At 63.6% G+C, this 16,944-nt stretch carries 17 protein-coding genes; 6 read left to right on the top strand and 11 right to left on the bottom strand.

All coding sequences use genetic code 11. The features are described from left to right. Positions 1–71: 71 nt before the first annotated feature. The 3 genes from argG (at position 72) to FTO74_RS06995 (ending at position 3,549) form a co-directional block, all read left to right on the top strand. Positions 72–1,415 (top strand): argininosuccinate synthase, encoded by a 1,344-nt coding sequence (gene argG / locus FTO74_RS07005; protein WP_162537501.1) that lies wholly within the window; start codon positions 72–74, stop codon positions 1,413–1,415. 76 nt (positions 1,416–1,491) lie between these two features. After that, positions 1,492–2,925: an argininosuccinate lyase gene (gene argH, locus FTO74_RS07000; RefSeq protein ID WP_162537500.1), complete on the top strand. Its 1,434-nt coding sequence runs from the start codon at positions 1,492–1,494 to the stop codon at positions 2,923–2,925. A gap of 9 nt (positions 2,926–2,934) precedes the next feature. After that, the gene (locus FTO74_RS06995; RefSeq protein WP_162537499.1) at positions 2,935–3,549 is read left to right on the top strand and encodes a GNAT family N-acetyltransferase; all 615 of its coding nucleotides are present in this window, start codon (positions 2,935–2,937) and stop codon (positions 3,547–3,549) included. Positions 3,550–3,554: 5 nt separating this feature from the next. Here FTO74_RS06995 and FTO74_RS06990 read toward each other — a convergent pair whose 3' ends face one another. The 10 genes from FTO74_RS06990 to FTO74_RS06945 all read right to left on the bottom strand — a co-directional run bounded on the left by FTO74_RS06990 (position 3,555) and on the right by FTO74_RS06945 (position 14,144). Then, on the bottom strand, positions 3,555–4,349 hold the full coding sequence (locus FTO74_RS06990; protein ID WP_162537498.1) for an ATP-binding cassette domain-containing protein: 795 nt from the start codon (positions 4,347–4,349) through the stop codon (positions 3,555–3,557). Positions 4,350–4,354: 5 nt separating this feature from the next. Further along, positions 4,355–5,278 carry a glutamate formimidoyltransferase gene (gene ftcD, locus FTO74_RS06985; RefSeq protein ID WP_162537497.1) on the bottom strand — a complete coding sequence of 308 codons (924 nt, stop codon included), beginning with the start codon at positions 5,276–5,278 and terminating at the stop codon, positions 4,355–4,357. Positions 5,279–5,290: 12 nt separating this feature from the next. Further along, positions 5,291–6,019: an acyloxyacyl hydrolase gene (locus FTO74_RS06980; RefSeq protein WP_162537496.1), complete on the bottom strand. Its 729-nt coding sequence runs from the start codon at positions 6,017–6,019 to the stop codon at positions 5,291–5,293. Between the two features lie 29 nt (positions 6,020–6,048). Next, positions 6,049–6,786 (bottom strand): YebC/PmpR family DNA-binding transcriptional regulator, encoded by a 738-nt coding sequence (locus FTO74_RS06975; protein WP_162537495.1) that lies wholly within the window; start codon positions 6,784–6,786, stop codon positions 6,049–6,051. A gap of 122 nt (positions 6,787–6,908) precedes the next feature. Continuing rightward, positions 6,909–7,622 carry a rhodanese-related sulfurtransferase gene (locus FTO74_RS06970; protein WP_162537494.1) on the bottom strand — a complete coding sequence of 238 codons (714 nt, stop codon included), beginning with the start codon at positions 7,620–7,622 and terminating at the stop codon, positions 6,909–6,911. Positions 7,623–7,706: 84 nt separating this feature from the next. Continuing rightward, positions 7,707–9,299, bottom strand: coding sequence for a UbiD family decarboxylase (locus FTO74_RS06965; RefSeq protein ID WP_162537493.1), 1,593 nt, complete (start codon positions 9,297–9,299; stop codon positions 7,707–7,709). A 188-nt stretch (positions 9,300–9,487) separates the two neighbouring features. Then, the gene (locus FTO74_RS06960) at positions 9,488–10,519 is read right to left on the bottom strand and encodes a VTT domain-containing protein (protein WP_162537492.1); all 1,032 of its coding nucleotides are present in this window, start codon (positions 10,517–10,519) and stop codon (positions 9,488–9,490) included. Between the two features lie 97 nt (positions 10,520–10,616). Next, positions 10,617–11,207, bottom strand: a complete 591-nt coding sequence (locus FTO74_RS06955; RefSeq protein ID WP_162537491.1) for a DNA starvation/stationary phase protection protein — start codon at positions 11,205–11,207, stop codon at positions 10,617–10,619. A gap of 157 nt (positions 11,208–11,364) precedes the next feature. Then, complete coding sequence (locus FTO74_RS06950; RefSeq protein ID WP_255462542.1) at positions 11,365–12,600, bottom strand: HlyD family secretion protein; 1,236 nt, start codon at positions 12,598–12,600, stop codon at positions 11,365–11,367. Positions 12,601–12,602: 2 nt separating this feature from the next. After that, the gene (locus FTO74_RS06945; RefSeq protein ID WP_162537490.1) at positions 12,603–14,144 is read right to left on the bottom strand and encodes a TolC family protein; all 1,542 of its coding nucleotides are present in this window, start codon (positions 14,142–14,144) and stop codon (positions 12,603–12,605) included. A 229-nt stretch (positions 14,145–14,373) separates the two neighbouring features. Between FTO74_RS06945 and FTO74_RS06940 the strand changes: the two genes are divergently transcribed. Genes FTO74_RS06940 through FTO74_RS06930 form a run of 3 tightly spaced genes read left to right on the top strand, consistent with a single transcriptional unit; the run spans position 14,374 to position 16,228 of the window. Next, complete coding sequence (locus FTO74_RS06940; protein WP_174242215.1) at positions 14,374–15,456, top strand: Gfo/Idh/MocA family oxidoreductase; 1,083 nt, start codon at positions 14,374–14,376, stop codon at positions 15,454–15,456. 53 nt (positions 15,457–15,509) lie between these two features. Then, positions 15,510–15,758 carry a UPF0175 family protein gene (locus tag FTO74_RS06935; protein WP_162537489.1) on the top strand — a complete coding sequence of 83 codons (249 nt, stop codon included), beginning with the start codon at positions 15,510–15,512 and terminating at the stop codon, positions 15,756–15,758. Next, positions 15,755–16,228, top strand: coding sequence for a DUF3368 domain-containing protein (locus FTO74_RS06930; protein WP_162537488.1), 474 nt, complete (start codon positions 15,755–15,757; stop codon positions 16,226–16,228). Before FTO74_RS06935 ends, FTO74_RS06930 begins: the two co-directional genes overlap by 4 nt. Here the strand turns inward: FTO74_RS06930 and FTO74_RS06925 are convergent. Beyond that, positions 16,222–16,929, bottom strand: a complete 708-nt coding sequence (locus tag FTO74_RS06925) for an L-ribulose-5-phosphate 4-epimerase (RefSeq protein ID WP_162537487.1) — start codon at positions 16,927–16,929, stop codon at positions 16,222–16,224. The genes FTO74_RS06930 and FTO74_RS06925 overlap by 7 nt on opposite strands. Between the last annotated feature and the right edge of the window lie 15 nt (positions 16,930–16,944).

Genomic DNA, 16,944 nt, shown 5'->3' with positions numbered 1-16,944 from the left:
TTGTAACGAAACGAGTTACTTAGAGAATGGTTCAGCTCTGCGGGGCTGAACCATTGAGGGTCCGCCTTATCATGTCTGTCATCCTCGAAACACTTCCCCTCGGCCAGAAGGTCGGCATCGCTTTCTCGGGCGGACTCGACACCAGCGCCGCACTTCACTGGATGAAGCAGAAGGGCGCGCTGCCGTACGCCTACACCGCCAACCTCGGCCAGCCGGATGAGGCCGATTACGATGAGATTCCGCGCAAGGCGCTCGAGTATGGTGCGGAGGCGGCACGTCTGATCGACTGCCGTGGACCGCTCGTGCGCGAGGGCATCGCTGCGCTCCAGTCCGGCGCGTTCCACATCACCACGGCGGGCGTCACCTACTTCAATACGACGCCGATCGGCCGGGCTGTAACCGGAACGATGTTGGTTACGGCGATGAAGGAAGACGACGTCAACATCTGGGGCGACGGCTCGACCTTTAAGGGCAACGACATCGAGCGCTTCTACCGCTACGGCCTGCTCGTCAACCCGGAGCTGAAGGTCTATAAGCCGTGGCTCGACGCCGCCTTCATCGAAGAACTGGGCGGACGCGCCGAGATGTCGGCGTTCATGCAGAAGTCCGGCTTCGCGTACAAGATGTCCTCCGAGAAGGCCTACTCGACTGACTCCAACATTCTGGGCGCAACGCACGAGGCCAAGGATCTTGAACATCTTTCGAGCAGCATGAAGATCGTGGTGCCGATCATGGGCACTGCCTTCTGGCGCGACGACGTCGAGATCAAGCGTGAAGAGATCACCGTCCGCTTTGTGGAGGGCTTCCCTGTTGCGCTCAATGGCAAGGAGTTCACGGACCCGGTCGAGCTGCTGCTCGAAGCCAACCGGATCGGCGGGCGCCACGGCCTTGGCATGAGCGACCAGATCGAGAACCGCATCATCGAGGCCAAGAGCCGCGGCATCTACGAGTCGCCCGGCCTGGCGCTGCTGTTCATCGCCTACGAGCGCCTGCTCACCGGCATCCACAACGAAGACACTATCGAGCAGTACCGGGAGAACGGCCGCAAGCTGGGACGCCTACTGTACCAGGGCCGCTGGTTCGACCCGCAGGCGATCATGCTGCGCGAGTCGGCTCAGCGCTGGGTTGCAAGCCCTGTTACCGGAGAGGTCACGCTGGAGCTGCGCCGTGGGAATGACTACTCGATCCTCAACACGGACTCGCCGAACCTGACCTTCCACCCTGAGCGCCTCAGCATGGAGAAGACCGAGTCTACCTTCTCGCCGCGTGACCGTATCGGCCAGCTCACGATGCGCAATCTCGACATCACCGACACCCGCGCCAAGCTGGTGACCTACGCGCAGACCGGCCTGCTCAAACTGAGCAGCAAGGGCACGGAGATGCCACAACTGAACAGCGGCAGCAACAAGGAATAATCGGTGGGCACGGGAGCTCCCCATGCCCACCTCCTTCGCTCATCAAGAATCTGAAGCTCTGAGAAAGACTGAACCGATGTCCAATCAAAACGCCTCCAAGATGTGGTCTGGCCGCTTCCGCGAGCCGCTGAACGCGACGTTCGAGCAGTGGCAGCGTTCGTTTCCGTTTGACTGGCGGCTGCTGCCCCAGGAGATCGCCGCCAGCTCAGCGCACGCCCGTGCGATTGCGGCGGCAGGCATCCTGACTGACGCGGAACTGAAGCAGATGCTCGATGGCCTGGCGGCTGTCGCGGCTCGCTTCCCTGCCTCGGGAGATCTTCAGCAGACGGGCGCGGCCATTGTTGCCTCAAGCCCAGGGGCTGAGGACATTCACCACTTCTCCGAGCTTGAGCTGCACAAGGAGATCGGTGATCTTGCGCTGAAGCTGCACACGGGGCGCAGCCGCAATGAGCAGATTGCGACTGACATGCGGCTGTTTGTGCGCGATGCTATCGACAATACGCTCGCGGGTCTGCGGGAGTGGATCGCGGCGTTGATTGAGATTGCGGAAGCCGCGCAGGACGCGGTGATGCCCTCCTATACTCACTTGCAGAGGGCGGAGCCGGTGCTCATCGCGCACTGGCTGTTGGCATATGTCAGCATGGCTGAGCGGGATTGCACGCGCATGGCCGACTGCCGCAAGCGCATGAACCTTTGCCCGCTGGGGTCGGGTGCTATTGCCGGGGCTACGCTCGCGCTTGATCGCACGATTGCCGCGTCTGCACTGGGGTTTGATGCGCCGACGCCGAACAGCATGGACGCCACCAGCGACCGCGACTTCGCGCTGGAGTTCACGTCGGCAGCCTCGATTCTCGGCATCCACATCTCGCGCTTTGCTGAAGAGCTGACGTTGCACTCGACGGCTGAGTTCGGCTTTCTCGATCTGCCCGAAGCCTTCTCGACCGGGTCGAGCGCGATGCCTCAAAAGAAGAATCCCGACCTCACCGAGCTGATTCGCGGCAAGTCGGGGCGGCTACTGGGGGCAAATGTAACACTTTCGGTGCTAATTAAAGGGCTGCCCCTGGCTTACAACAAGGATTTGCAGGAGGGGCAGGAACCGGTCTTTGATGTTGCCGACACTTTGGCGGGGATGTTCAGCGTTTTGCCTGCGTTTACGCGGGCTTTGCGCTTCCGCGAGGATCGCATGAAGGTCGCCGCCGATACCGGGTACCTGAATGCGATGGCCGCCGCGACCTACCTGACCCACAAGGGAGTTCCCTTCCGCAAGGCGCACGAGAAGATCGGTAATGCAGTGCGGTTTGGGCTGGAGAGCGGGCGCGAGTTGGGCGAACTGACGCTGGGCGAGCTTCAGGAGTTTGGACCCGAGTTCGGCGAAGACTTCTTTGCCTCCGTCACGCTCGAGGCTACGCTGGACTGCCACGACGTGATCGGCGGCACTGCGCGACACCGGGTGGCAGAGGCGGTTCAGGCCGCGAAGCAGAGGCTTTCGCTAAGCAGCAACGAGGAATAAACTAGAAAGATGGCTGTGTTTACACCACTTGAGCCCGTCAGCGACTCGACCTCGACGACCTCGTCGCGGCCGCGGGTCGGCGGTGCGTCGGTGCGCAAGGCCAAGTTGCAGGATGCGGTCAACATCTTCGAGCTGGTCAACTCGCTCTCGCACGACGGCACGCTGCTGCGCCGCAACTACGCCGAGATCTGCGAGAACGTGCGCGACTTCACGGTCGCCGAATCAGAGACCGGCGTATTTCTCGGCTGCGGCGCGCTGCACCTCTACGGGCCGCATCTGGCCGAGGTGCGGTCGATCGTCGTTAAGCCCGAGGCCAAGGGGCAGGGCGCGGGCGGAAAGCTGCTGCGGGCGCTGCTCGAAGAAGCCGAGGACCAGGGCGTCGTGTGCGTGAGCCTGTTCACGCGCATCCCCGACTTCTTCTTCCACTTCGGCTTTCGCGTGGCTGACCGGACGGCGCTGCCGGACAAGATCTACAAGGACTGCCAGACCTGCCCGCGGCTCTATGCCTGCGACGAGGTGGCGATGGTGCGCGGGCCGCTGCCCAAGATCGCGGTGCTGGGGCCGACCAAGTTCCCGCAGCCGGAGCTGGTGAAGCTACAAACCTCGGTTATTCCCCACAAGTAAACCCTCTACCAAGCGTGGTAGCGGCCGGCAATCTCGGTGAGATGCACCGATACTCCGAAGAGGTCGGTGAGGCTCTGCTCGGTGAGCAGCTCCGCGCGTGTGCCGTCGGCGAAGATGCGACCTCCCCGCATCAGCAGGATGCGCTGCATCTCGGGGACGATGTCGGAGATCTGGTGCGTAATCAGGACCAGGGTTGTGCCGATCTGGGCGAGCGACGACATCAGCTCGCGTAGCTCGTGTTGCGCCTTCAGGTCGAGCGCGTTCGACGGCTCATCGAGCAGCAGCGTCGCCTGGTTCCCTGCTGCTGCACCCGAAGCCGCAAGCGCCCGGCCGATGAGGATGCGGCGCTGCTGTCCGGCGGACATCTCGCCGAAGATCTTGCTCACCAGGTGCGTAGCGTCGATCTGCTCGATGACATGGTCGGTGCGCTCCTGCATCTCCGGCGTGACAACCAGGTTCGGCCACAGGGTCGAGGCCGAGAAGAAGCCCGTCAGGATGGCGTCGCGGCCCGTACACTTCAGGATCGGCTGTCCAGGCAGGTCGCTCTGCACGATGCCCAGCCGCTGCCGTAGCTCGACCAGGTCCCAGCGCTCCCTACCGAAGATCTCCACCTTCATGCTCGGCTCGACCAGCGGGTAAAGCTCGCGGGTGATGGTCTTGAGCAGCGTCGATTTGCCGCAGCCGTTCGGACCCAGCAGGGCAATGTGCTCGCCGGGCTGGATGAGCAGGTTGAGGTCGTGCAGGATGACATCGTCGCCGCGGGCTACGTTTACGTGTTGCAGGTCAAGCACTGGAGTCATAGGGGTCAGACGCCCGGCCATGCCAGGGGATGGTCGAGCTTTCTCTCGAGGATGCGGGCATCGGAGTCGAAGCCGGGAATCTGCTGGTGCCAGAGCGCGGAGGGGTCGTACGCGTCCTGCGGGATGAGGCCGATCAGCTCGCCCTCGGCGATCTCAGCGCCGTGCTGCCGGGCGAGCCGGACCACCTCGTCATGCACTCGCGCGACCGGGGTGAGCCGGTAGTCGGTGATGTTCATCGAGACCTGGGCGCGGCCGTTGGCCAGCACCCCGATGGCCTTGACGCCCGACATGCCGCCGGAGGAGGCGCGGAGGTCGCGGGCAATGGCGCGGGCCTGCGAGATCTCGGCGGCGGGGCCGAGGTAGATGTTGTAGGCGATCAGGAAATTGCGCGCGCCGACGACGGAGGCTCCGGCGGTCTCGTGCAGCTCGGGGCCACCGATATCGGGCCGTCGCGCTGCGTCTTTTAGGGCGGCCTCACGCAGCCCTTCGAACTGGCCTCGGCGCACGTCTTCGAGGTTCACGCGGTCGGGACGGGCGGCGGCAGCTCCGTAGAAGTAAACCGGGACGCCGTAGCGACGCCAGATCTGTAGACCGGCTTGACGGGCGATCATCGCGGCGTCGGCCAGCGAGATGTTGGCCACTGGGACGAAGGGGATCACGTCCGCCGCGCCAATACGCGGGTGTACGCCGGTCTGCCGGGTCAGGTCGATCAGGTGCGCGGCCTTGCCCGCGGCCAGGATCGCCGCCTCCATCACCTGCGCGGGAGCACCGGCGATGGTCACCACGGAGCGGTTGTGATCGGCGTCCAGCGACCAGTCGAGCAGGTGCACGCCCTCGATCTCCATAGCCGCGATGATCTGCCGCACCTTATGCGCGTCCAGGCCCTCGGAGAAGTTGGGAACGCACTCGAGAATGGCTTCGGGACTCATGCTGGTCCGATCCTACTTCCACCAGGTGTAACCGAGTGTGAACTGGAGGGAGACGTTGACGCCGGGGTTGCGGTCGCCGAGCGAGGCCGACGAGATGTGCACGGCGTTGGCGCTGAAGTCCACCGAGCGGTTGGGGCGCGTGAAGTAGTGGAAGCCCACGCCGCCCTGCGGGGTGAAGTTCCAGACGCTGGCGTCGCCGTTGGGGCCGTTGGTGTTCAGGTTGGTGGTGGTGTCGCCGTAGGCGGGGTACTTGTGGTTGGTCCAGAGCACGCCGCCCGCTGCCTGCGCCCACGGGGTGAAGCGGCCGTGGCGGGCGAAGTTCCAACGAATGATGATCGGGGTGATCGAGGCTCCGGTGTAGGTGCCGCCGACGGTGTAGGGCTGCGAGCAGTTGATGAGCGCGCTGTTCGCCGCCTGGGTGCAGTCGACCTTCTGGAACTTGGGCGTGTAGGACTGCCAGAACGGAAAGGCCTCTACGGCGTACTCGAAGTTGCCGCGCAGGGGTCCGGGGCCGAAGTTTCCGGTCAGGATGCGGCCCGCGTGGACACCGGCCGAGAGGAACTTGAAGCCGTCCCGCTGGTCGGTGATGCCGGTGCCGCCCTGGACGAGCACGCCCAGCTCAAAGGGCTGGCGCGTGCTCGCCGTGTCGATTGGGTTCGTACCTGCGGGGCTGGAGACTTGTTGAGCCTGGACAATGGGAGTAAGCAAAAAGGCAGCGGCGACCAGACTCAAACGATTCATTCAGACTCCATGGTGCGGGTTGGTAGTGCTTAGCTCAGGCTGGCTTCGTCGAAGTCGAAGTTGGAGTAGACGTTCTGCGTGTCATCCAGGTCTTCGATGGTCTCGAGCAGGCGGATCATGGCGTTAGCCTGGCTGCCTTCGAGCTTCGTGTAGGTGCTGGCGATCTTGGTGACCTCGGCGGTCTGGGTCGGGATCTTGGCGGCCTTCAGGGCCTCGACGACTGCCTCGAAGTCCTTCGGATCGCAGAGAATCTCCCAGGTGTCGCCCTCGTCGTTCAGGTCCTCGGCTCCCGACTCGAGGACGATCTCCATGAGCTTGTCCTCGCTGGCCTCATCCTTCTCGATGGAGATGACGCCCTTCTTCGAGAACATCCAGGCGACCGCGCCCTCGGCGCCGAGGTTGCCGCCGTTCTTCGAGAAGGCGTGCCGGACCTCGGAGACCGCGCGGTTCTTGTTGTCGGTCAGCACGTCGACGATGACGGCGACGCCGCCGGGGCCGTAGCCCTCGTAGGTGATCTCGTCGTAGGAGAGGCCTTCAAGCTCGCCCGTGCCGCGCTGGATGGCACGCTTGATGTTGTCGGCGGGCATGTTCTCGGCCTTGGCGGCGAGGATGGCGGTGCGCAGGCGCGGGTTACCGTCGGGGTCTCCGCCGCCGCCCTTGGCTGCGATGGTAATTTCCTTGATCAGGCGGGTGAAGACCTTGCCGCGCTTGGCATCGGCTGCGCCTTTTTTATGCTTGATTGTTGCCCATTTGCTATGGCCTGACATTGAAACCCCTCATATCCGCTTATGGCGATGGTCTGGATTTTTGCGCTGCTCCCTCGGTGCCTCGTGAGAGATGCGCGACTTAAGGATTTTAGCAGGAACTCGAGGCAAGGCCGATTTGGCCGTTAGCCTGCAAGGTCTGCGTGGCCTACCGAGGTGCGGCGGTCGAAGACGAAGCAGGTTCCGCGCCACTGGCTCGACTGCTCGGGAATCTCTTCCAGGTAGCGCAGGATGCCGCCTTTCAACTGATAGACCTCGCCGAAGCCCTCCTGCAACATGAAGGCGGATGCCTTCTCGCAGCGGATGCCGCCGGTGCAGAACATCGCTACTTTGCGGTGCTTCGCCGGGTCGAGCTGCTCGCGTACATAGCTGGCGAAGTCCGAGAAGGTCTCGATGCCGGGGTCGGTCGCCTCGGCGAAGGTGCCGTACTCGACCTCGTAGTGGTTGCGGGTGTCGAGCAGCAATACCTCGGGGTCGGCGATCAGGGCGTTCCACTCCTGCGGCTCGACAAAGGTGCCGGTGCGCGAGGGATCGACCTCGGCCTTGCGGAAGGGGATGATCGCGCTCTTGAGCTGAATCTTCAAGCGTCCGAAGGGGCGCTCTTCGGAGGTCGCGAACTTTACTTCGGCGCGCTCGAGGCCGGTCTCTTGCAGCAGGAGCGCCAGCACGCGGTCGATGGTCTCCGCCGAGCCTGCGATGGTGCCGTTCACCCCCTCTTCGGCGATGAGGATGGTCCCGCATAGCTCGTCCTCCGTGAAGGCGGCGAGCAACTGCTGCTGCAAACCGGCAGGTGCGGGCAGGAGGACGAAGCGGTAGAAGGCGGCGATCGTGTACATCATTGCACCATTATAGAAACAACAGCAAAAGCGCCCTCACGCCGGACGGGCGGCACTTCGTGCGGTTCTCGACGCTTCGCGTAAAGACTAGTTGATGCCCAGCTTGCTCCAGATCGCGTCGATCCGCTCGGTCACCTTCTCGTCCATCTTGAGCATCGGCGGCCAGGGACGCGTGAAGCCCTCCGCAGCCCACTTGCGCGTGGCGTCAATGCCCATCTTCGAGCCGAAGTTGGGCAGGCGGCTGGCGTGGTCGAGCGAATCGACCGGCCCCAGCGTGAACTGGATGTCGCGCTCCGGGTCGATGTTGTTGGCCGTGCGCAGCGTAACCTCGTTCAGGTCCTGCACATCGCAGTCCTCGTCCACCACGATGATGCACTTGGTGAACATCGCCTGTCCCATCGCCCAGATGCCGTTCATCACCTTGCGCGCGTGGCCCGCGTAGGACTTGCGGATCGAGACGATCATCAGGTTGTGGAAGACGCCCGCAGCGGGTAGGTTTACGTCGACGATTTCAGGCAGCGTGAGCTGCATGAGCGGCAGGAAGATGCGCTCCACGGCCTTGCCCATCCAGGCGTCCTCCATCGGCGGCTTGCCCACGATGGTGGCGGCGTAGATGGGGTCGCGGCGGTGGGTGATGGCCGTGAGGTGGAAGACCGGGTACTCGTCCTGCATGGTGTAGAAGCCGGTGTGGTCGCCGAAGGGACCTTCGGTGCGCAGCTCATCCAGGCTCACGAAGCCCTCGAGAATGATCTCGGCGTGGGCCGGAACCTCGAGGTCGACCGTCTCGGCCTTGACCAGCTCGACCGGCTTCTGGCGCAGGAAGCCTGAGATGAGATACTCCTCCACCTCGGGCGGCGCGGGCACGATGGCGCTGAAGGTGGTCGCCGGGTCGGTGCCGATGGCTACCGCGACCTCCATGCGGTTGCCGCGGATCTTGGTCAGGGTCTGGGCGTTGAGGCTGGCGGTTGACGTGGCCGCGGTGGTGCCTCCGGCGGTCAGGGCCATCAGGTCCACGGCGGCGGTCGTGTCGGTCGCGGCAGCGCGCAGGCGGTCGCGAAGCTGCTCGGCGGCGTTCTTCTGGCGCTGCCAGTGCATCCCGGTGGTCTGGCCGTCGTAGACCTGCATCCGGTACATACCGACGTTGCGCTTGCCGGACTTCGGGTCTTTGGTGATGACGCAGGGCAGCGTGATGAACGGGCCGCCGTCCTGCGGCCAGGTCTTGAGAATGGGAAGCTGGAGCAGATCGACGTCCGTGCCCTTGTGGATGACCTGCTTGCAGGGCGCGGCGTTGCGGTCGATGAGCTTGGGGAAGAAGCTGCCGACCTCGGCCAGTTTGGGGAGCATCTTCAGCTTTTCGAGGAGGCCGGTGGGGGTCTCGGGGTGCAGCAGGACGCGGATGCGGTCGGCGATGGCGTCCAGCGAGTCTACCTCGAGGGCCAGCTTCATGCGGCGCTCGGAGCCGAACTGGTTCATCAGGACGCGGGCGCCGGGGTAGCCGATGACGTTCTCGAAGAGGAGCGCGGGGCCACCGGGGCCGTGCTGGGCGGTCGCGGGCAGCTTGGCGGCGCGATCCGCGATCTCGGCCATCTCGAGGTCGGGCGAGACGGAGTGTTTAATGCGGACGAGTTCGCCGGATTTATCGAGCTTCGAGATCCATTCGCGTAGGTCGGTGTAGGCCAATTCCCTGCTCCTTCGGGTGCTTTTACTATCGTACTCGTTGTTCATCCCCTGCTCTGTTGATTGCTCGCAAAGGACTGGGAGGAAAAGGGATAGAAGAGGGATCAAGTTTATTGTCCCATCCTTAAGGGCACGGCTGAAGCCGTGCCCTTAAGGGGCAACAGCAAAGGACCTGTCCTGCCGGACGGGCCTCAGGCTTCGGTGAGGGTGACGATCTCGGGTGGGACCGGATGGGCCGTGGCTGGGTTGGTCAGCGCCTCGGCGATGGGCGGCTCTACATAGTCCACCAGCGGATAGCCTGCATCCCGCCAGCCCTCGAAGCCACCACGCAGCGGGCGGACCCGGTTGATGCCGAGCCGGTGCAGTTGCAGCGCGACCTTGCCGCTGGTCTCCTCGCTGGGGCAGGTGCAGTAGAGGATCACGTCGCGGTCGCGCGGCAGGATAGCCTCGTGCTGCGTGATCTGCGACGGGCTGACCCGGACCGCGCCGGGCAGCACGCGGGGGTCGGGCAGGTAGTCGAGCGGGTGGCGCAGGTCGACGATAAAGGGCGGGATGTTGCCCTGCCGGGCGGCGGTGTCGATCATGTGCTTCAGCTCGTCGGGGTCGAGCCGCATGGCGCGGACGTTGGCGAGAAAGCGGCGCTGCTTGAGCAGGCGGTAGCCCATGAAGCCCAGGACCATCAGGGCGAAGATGACGACGGCGAAGTGGCCCAGCATCGCAAAGAAGGGCTGGCTCTTTTTGGCGATGTCGCCGAAGAAGCGGCCCGCGAGCAGGTAGATCTCGGCCCAGATGATGGTCCCGGCGATATCGTAGGCCATGAAGCGGTTGAAGCGCATCCCGGTCTGCCCGGCGATGGGCGCGGCCACAGTGGAGAGGCCGGGGACGAACTTGGCGAAGAGCAGCGTGACCGCTCCGTGCTTGCTGAAGTAGCCCTCGGTCTTCGAGACGCAGGTGTTGGCCTCGAGCGAGAGGCGGCAGAGGAGCTTGAGGACCGAGTTGCCGTAGCGGCGGCCAAGCGCGTACCAGAGCGAGTCAGCGATGAGGCAGGCGAGGAGGACGACCAGCAATGCGCCGAAGGCCGAGACGCGGTGGGTAGCCGAGAGGGTGCCTGCGGTGAGGAGCAGGGGAATGCTGGGGACCGGGACGCCGAGCTGCTCCACCAATACCCATAGGAAGAGGATGGGGTAGACGTAGTGCACGAAAAATAGGAGAGCAATTGGCATGGCGGCTAAAGATAAGATGATAGCCCCACCCTGTTAGGTGCGGGTGAAGAAAAAAAGCCCCGCTTGTAAAGCCGGGCTTTTTCTGGTCGTCGGGGTTCTACTTACTGAGGATCAGAGGCATCTCGACGAGGTGCTGGCCGATGAACCAGGATTGCAGCTCGTTGGGGCGGAGGATGTCCGAGACCGCGAGATCGTTGGTGCCCTGGTCTCCGGCGTCGTCAGCCGCATCGGCGATCTCGGAGCACTGCTTCATGATGATCTTGTGGGCCTCGAGCAGACGCGAGATCTGCACCGGCACCTCTTCCTTGCCCCGGGGCGGACGCGGAATCCCGGTGATCTCGGCGACGTCTCCGCCCATGGCGACCGTGACTCCGCCCAGAAGCTGGAGCCGCTCGGCGATCTTGTCGGCCATCTCGGCCTGCTCCTCGTAGTGCTTGTCGAAGAGGAGGTGGAGCTGGTAGAAGGTGGGGCCGGAGACCTGCCAGTGGTGCTTCTTGTACAGATCGCGGAGCGCGATGGTATCGGCGAGGAGGATGTTGAGCTTCGCGCACATCTTGCCGCGAACCTTGGCGTCGAGGTAGTGAGGCATGTCCTCGATGACGGTGCCGAACTTCTGGATCTCTTTAGCGTGAGCGTGCCAGTGCGGGGCTACATCCTGATCGGTTGATTTTTTGATTGCTACTGCCATGGGGCACCTCGAAGAATGACTTCCAACTGCCCTTCTGATGCGGCCCAGGCGAGCGGGTTTGCCCCTTTGCCTTTTTAGTTTTCGCACCTTAAGCTCGAATGCCCCACCCGCTGTGGCGGATGGGGCATTCGAATAGGGCTGACAGGTTAGTTCTTGACTAATTCTTGACCGTGACCTCAGGCGTGACCGAGAAACCGGGACGCAACGCGTAGTCGCCGTTCTCCTGCTTCAGGTTGGTGAAGTTGATACGGACCGGGATGCGCTGAACCACCTTGACGTAGTTGCCGGTGGCGTTCTCGGGCGGGAAGAGCGAGAGACGCGAGCCGGTGGCTCCGCCGATCTGCGCGACCTCGCCGGTGAACTTGCGGCCGCCGAGCGCGTCGACCTTCAGGGTCACCTTCTGGCCGGGCCTCATCTCCTTGAGCTGCGTCTCCTTGAAGTTCGCAGTCACCCACAGGTCGGAGAGCGGGATGATCGAGAGCAGATCCTGGCCGACCGAGAGGTTCGCGCCGACTTGTACGTTCTTCTTGTTGACGACGCCGGAGGTGGGCGCGGTGATGCGGGTGTAGGAGAGGTTCAGCATCGCCTGATCGACTCGGGCCTGAGCCTGCTTGACGTCGGCCAGGGCGGCTTCGGCGCGGGCGTGCTCGACCGCGACCAGTTGGGGACCGTTCTTATTGGCCTGCGAGGCCTGGAAGCGGGCGCTGTCGAGGCGCTGCTGGGCCGAGCTGATGCCAGCCTGCGCGGCCACGAGCGAGGCTTCAGCCTCAACCACAGCAGCCGAGTTAGCCCGCTCCGTGGCGATGGCGGCATCGTACTGCTGCTTGGAGATGACGTCCTTCTGCACCAGCGGGGTGTAACGGTCCACGTCGAGCTTGGCCCGGACGGCGTTGGCCTTGGCCTGCTCGACGCGGGCAGCGGCAGCGGCGGCCTGCTTCTGCGCCTGCTCCACCGAGGACGAGGAGGAGCGGACGTCGGAGCCGGTCGTGCTGACCTGGGTGCGGGTGTTGACCGAGATGATCGGAATGTTGACCGTGGCCTGCTGGTAGCTGGCCTGAGCGTTGGCCAGGGTGGCCTGCGCCTGCTCGAGGGCTACCTGGAAGTCCTTGGGGTCGATCTCGGCCAGCAGCGCGCCCTTTTCGACCTTGGTGTTGTCCTCCACGTAGACATGGATGACCTGGCCCGCGACGCGCGAGCTTACCTGGTAGATGTCGCCATCGACCTGGGCGTCGTCGGTCTCCTCGGAGAAGGTGGAGCGCCAGTAGTAAAAGATAGCGCCCAAGATGAGCAGCAGGACGACGCCGAAGAGGATGACCTTGCGGCCGGTCTTCTTCTCCATCGACTCTTCAGGTGGGTTCTGGACGGTTTGCGTAGTCTGGTCTTGATCTGGCACGGTTACTTGCCTCCGAGATAGTCGTGAAAGTTGGTCTGGGCGACGCCGAGCGCACGGGCGAGCGAGAGCTTCGCGACGTTGTGCTGGTAGAGCGCGCTGATGTATTGATCGTTGGCCTGCTCGACCTGGCTCTGGGCCTGCGAGACGGGAAGATTGTCGGAGATTCCGGCATGGAAGCGCTGCTGCGCCTCGGATAGCTCCTCGGTGGCCAGGGTGACGTTGGTGTGCGTCGCCTCGACGAGCTTGGCTGCGGCCTGGATGTCGAGGATGCTGTCACGAACGTCGGCGTTGACCTGCTGGATCTGGTCCGAGTAACGCTCGCGCGCCTGTTGGAGCTGGGCGTCGGCGGCCTCCACCTCGCCCTTGTTCTTGGCGATCTGGAGGATCGGCATCTGCGCCTGGCCGGTCGCCGTAAACGTACCGTGCGAGTGGCCCGGCGTGGTGCCCTGGTCGCCGTAGTCGCCCGAGAAGCTGACGGTGGGGAGACGGTCGTCGAAGGCGGCCTTCTTCTGCGACTCGCTGGCCTTGAGCTGCTCCTGAGTCGCGGCCAGGTCCTTGCGGCCCTTGAGAGCCTGCTGGAAGGCCGTATCCGGGTTGATCTCGTCGAGCGACCGGAACGGAACCAGGTCGGTGAGGCGAAACTCCTGGTCGAGCGGCAGGCCGATGGTGCGGGCCAGCGCGATCTTGTCCTTGGCCAGTTGGTTGGTCGAGGAGATCAGGCTCTGCTTCTCGTTCTGCACGTCCACCTGAGCGCGCAGCACGTCCAGCCGGGGGCTGGTTCCGGCGTCGTGACCGGCCATCGCCTGGTTCAGGGTGACGTTCGAGGTCTCCAGCTCGGCCTTGACCGCCTCGATACGGGCGGCGTCCGCAATGCAGAGCAGATAGGCGTTGCCGACTGTGAGGGTGACGAGGTCGCGGGCATCTTCAGCCGTGAGCTTGGCCCCGGTGAAGTTGTGCTTGGCCGCCAGATAGGTATTGAGCGCCTGCAGGTTGAGGAGGTTCTGCGTCAGGTAGGCGCGGAAGTCGACGACCTGGAAAGGCCCGATGATGGGCTTGAGGCCCGGAATCTGAAGTCCGAAGGCGGCCAAGTTGATCTGTTCGACTTCGACGCTGGCCGAGCCGGTGATGGTGGGAAGCAACGCCTGCAACTGCTGCAGCCGCTGGCCCTTGGCGTTCTGCACAGCCGAGCCTTGCAGGATGAGGCCGAGGTTCGTCCGCAGCCCGCGAGCGATGGCGTCGTCCAGCGTCAGGTCAAGCATGGTGCCGGTGTTCCTGCCCTCAACGATGGACCCCTTGTAGGAGTCCGGAGTGCTCTGCGCGCCGTTCTGGCCGGTAGCGTTGTAGAGCTGGGTCTGTCCGACGGAGATCGCCGTGCTGGCCGCCGTGGCAGAGGTGGCGGCCGAGGTCGCCGGTGCCTGAGCCTGTGCCGTGGTTCCAAGCCCTATGCCCAACCCTATGCCCAACCCTAAATTGCGGGCAACAGAGCGGAAGAGATGCGCCTGGGTCCCTGCTCGTACGCCGGGCGCTGCTTTGCGTGGAGTCATACCTTGTATGTTACCTGCACCTGTCGCTGAAGTGCCCCATGAGATTTTGCTGGGGTCGTCCTTTGGATGCACCAAGATGCAAGTCTTATGCAAAAAAATCGAGAAGAGTCGCCTCCGCCTTCGGGATAGCCTCTTTTTTCGATGTTGAAACATTGTTTTGGACGTTGGAAACAAGAGACCGATACACTCTCCTCATAGTGCCGGAAGAGGCGAGAGGAGCAACAAAGAGATGGGTGAGCTGCGTGAGATTGGTGTTGGGGTAATCGGATTTGGACTGGCCTGCCGCGTGTTTCATGCGCCGTTTGTAAGCGCGGTGCCGGGGCTGAAGCTGCGGGCCATCGTGCAGCGCAAGGGCAATGAGGCCGCTGAGGCATATCCCGAGGTGAAGATCGCACGGTCGGTGGAAGAGCTGCTGGAGGATGCGGCGATTGAGGTAGTGGTGGTGGCCACGCCGAACGAGACGCACTATGCGCTGGCCAAGCAGTGTCTCGAAGCCGGACGGCATATCGTGATCGACAAGCCGTTTGCGGGCACGAGCGCGGAGGCGCGGGAGATCATCGAGCTGGCGGCGGCAAAGGGGCTGCTCGCCGCTCCCTTCCACAACCGGCGCTGGGACGGCGACTTTCTGACCGTGCGGCAGTTGGTGGAGGAGAAGGCGCTGGGGCGGTTGGTGACCTTCGAGTCGCACTTCGACCGCTTCCGCCCGATGCCTCGGGAGAACACCTGGAAGGAGTCCGGCGATCTCTCGCACGGGCTGCTCTTCGACCTGGCCCCGCACCTGGTGGACCAGGTGACGAGCCTCTTCGGCGCGCCGAAGAGCGTGACCGCGAGCGTCCGGACCGACCGCGACAACTCCGCGATTGAAGATGCCTTCGACATCGTGTTGGCCTACGAGGGGATGCTGGCGTTCTGCCGGTCGAGCATGTTGGCTTGCGATGCGTCGCCGCGCTTCCTTCTGCACGGGACGGCGGGCAGCTTCAAGAAGTACGGACTGGACCCGCAGGAACCGGCCCTGGTGGGCGGGGCTCAGGTGCCTCTGCTGGGCAGCCCGGAGGTGTGGCTGGAGGAGGACGAGTCGCAGTGGGGCACGCTGAGCGTAGCTCCGGTGCTGGCCGAGCCGGGCAAGCTGGTGAAAACGGTGGTCAAGACCGAACCGGGGGATTACCGGCCGTTCTACGTGAACGTACGCAACGCCGTGTTGGGCAAGGAGCCGCTGATCGTCAGCCCGGAGGATGGGTATCAGGCGGTGAAGATCCTGGAGCTGGCGCGTGTCAGCTCGAAGGAAGGGCGGACGGTGGCGTTTGAAGGATAGCTAGGAATAGCTATTTAATGGCCATCAGAATCCAGCTCTGGTAAGGTCTAGCCATGCACATCACGGTCCAGCTCCCCGACGATCTGACCCAACACGCCAATCCTGCGCGTGAAGCGCTGGAGGCGTTGGCTATCGAAGGGTATCGGTCGAGAACACTCTCGGCCTATCAGACGCGCCTGCTGTTGGGATTTGAGACGCGGATGGAGCTGGACAGTTTTCTCAAGGAGCACGAGGTCTGGGAGAACTCCTATAACCTTGACGACCTTGAAAAAGATACGGCGGGATTTGAACGAAAGGGATGATCGTCGTCGCCGACACAACACCCCTGAACTATCTGGTGCTCATTGATGAGATTGAGCTGCTGCCTGCGATCTTTGGGACGGTTCTGATTCCTGAGGCTGTGCTGCGGGAGCTTCTGCATCCGAAGACACCGGCAAAAGTTCGGGAGTGGATTGGGAGTCCTCCGAAGTGGCTGGAGGTCCGCGCCGTGGTCGCCGAGATGCTGCCCCAGTTGATGGATCTCGATCCGGGAGAGCGAGAGGCCATTCAGCTCGCGCTTGAAGTCGGGGCCGATGCCATTCTGATCGACGAAGCGGACGGACGACGCCATGCCGAGCGGCTACAGCTTGAGGTTCGCGGCACACTCGGCGTTCTAGAACGTGCCGCGAAGCTGGGAAAGACCGATCTCCTCAGTGCGCTCGACCGGCTCGACAAGACCAGTTTCAGGCTGTCTCCGGCGCTTCGCGCTGCATTTCTGAAGAGAAATTACTGACCGTAGGTTGCTGCCGGGCCGTGCTTGCGGAAGTAGTGGCGGTCGAGCAGGGCCTGGGTGACTACGTCCAGCTCGCTCTTGAGCGTCAGCGTCCGGTAGGCCATGCGGGCTACGGCTTCGAGCACCACCGCGTTGTGGGCGGCGTCGTGGGCGTCCTTGCCCCAGACGAAGGGGGCGTGGCCAGCCACGAGGCAGGCCGGGACCGCGAGTGGGTCGATGGCCGGGTGCTCGGGCGTGGCGGCGAAGCGCGAGACGATGGCGAGCCCGGTCTCGTGCACGTAGCGGCCCGCGATGGCCTCGTCAGTTAGTGGCTTCGTGCAGGGGACAGGGCCGTAGAAGTAATCGGCGTGCGTGGTTCCGAGTGCCGGAATGGGCAGCCCCGCCTGGGCAAAGCTGGTGGCGAACTCCGAGTGCGTGTGGACAACCGCGCCGATGGTCGGGAACTCGCGGTAGAGCAGCGTGTGGGTGTCGAGGTCAGACGAGGGCTTCAGGTTGCCGTCGACAATCTTGCCGTGCAGGTCGGTGACGACCATGTGCTCGGGCCGCAGGTCGTCGTAGTCGACGCCCGAGGGTTTGATGACGACCAATCCCTGCTCGCGGTCGACGCCGCTGGCATTCCCAAATGTGTACAGAACCAGACCACGTTTTACCAATTCGAGATTGGCTTCGAGTACGGCGGTACGAAGTGATTCGAGGAGCATGGCTTGAGGATACAT

The organism is Granulicella sp. WH15 (genome assembly GCF_009914315.1).
Classification (GTDB): Bacteria; Acidobacteriota; Terriglobia; order Terriglobales; family Acidobacteriaceae; genus Edaphobacter.
The sequence above is the reverse complement of the archived record's forward strand: the minus strand, read 5'-3'. Positions and strand labels throughout refer to the sequence as shown.

What these genes read in the sequence shown, in the direction of transcription:
- FTO74_RS06990 (WP_162537498.1), bottom strand. Translation starts at nt 4,349, where the DNA reads ATGACTCCAGTGCTTGACCTGCAACACGTAAACGTAGCCCGCGGCGAC.
- argG (WP_162537501.1), top strand. Translation starts at nt 72, where the DNA reads ATGTCTGTCATCCTCGAAACACTTCCCCTCGGCCAGAAGGTCGGCATC.
- FTO74_RS06975 (WP_162537495.1), bottom strand. Translation starts at nt 6,786, where the DNA reads ATGTCAGGCCATAGCAAATGGGCAACAATCAAGCATAAAAAAGGCGCA.
- FTO74_RS06970 (WP_162537494.1), bottom strand. Translation starts at nt 7,622, where the DNA reads ATGATGTACACGATCGCCGCCTTCTACCGCTTCGTCCTCCTGCCCGCA.
- FTO74_RS06935 (WP_162537489.1), top strand. Translation starts at nt 15,510, where the DNA reads ATGCACATCACGGTCCAGCTCCCCGACGATCTGACCCAACACGCCAAT.
- FTO74_RS06930 (WP_162537488.1), top strand. Translation starts at nt 15,755, where the DNA reads ATGATCGTCGTCGCCGACACAACACCCCTGAACTATCTGGTGCTCATT.
- FTO74_RS06995 (WP_162537499.1), top strand. Translation starts at nt 2,935, where the DNA reads ATGGCTGTGTTTACACCACTTGAGCCCGTCAGCGACTCGACCTCGACG.
- FTO74_RS06955 (WP_162537491.1), bottom strand. Translation starts at nt 11,207, where the DNA reads ATGGCAGTAGCAATCAAAAAATCAACCGATCAGGATGTAGCCCCGCAC.
- FTO74_RS06960 (WP_162537492.1), bottom strand. Translation starts at nt 10,519, where the DNA reads ATGCCAATTGCTCTCCTATTTTTCGTGCACTACGTCTACCCCATCCTC.
- FTO74_RS06925 (WP_162537487.1), bottom strand. Translation starts at nt 16,929, where the DNA reads ATGCTCCTCGAATCACTTCGTACCGCCGTACTCGAAGCCAATCTCGAA.
- argH (WP_162537500.1), top strand. Translation starts at nt 1,492, where the DNA reads ATGTCCAATCAAAACGCCTCCAAGATGTGGTCTGGCCGCTTCCGCGAG.
- FTO74_RS06945 (WP_162537490.1), bottom strand. Translation starts at nt 14,144, where the DNA reads ATGACTCCACGCAAAGCAGCGCCCGGCGTACGAGCAGGGACCCAGGCG.
- ftcD (WP_162537497.1), bottom strand. Translation starts at nt 5,278, where the DNA reads ATGAGTCCCGAAGCCATTCTCGAGTGCGTTCCCAACTTCTCCGAGGGC.
- FTO74_RS06940 (WP_174242215.1), top strand. Translation starts at nt 14,374, where the DNA reads ATGGGTGAGCTGCGTGAGATTGGTGTTGGGGTAATCGGATTTGGACTG.
- FTO74_RS06980 (WP_162537496.1), bottom strand. Translation starts at nt 6,019, where the DNA reads ATGAATCGTTTGAGTCTGGTCGCCGCTGCCTTTTTGCTTACTCCCATT.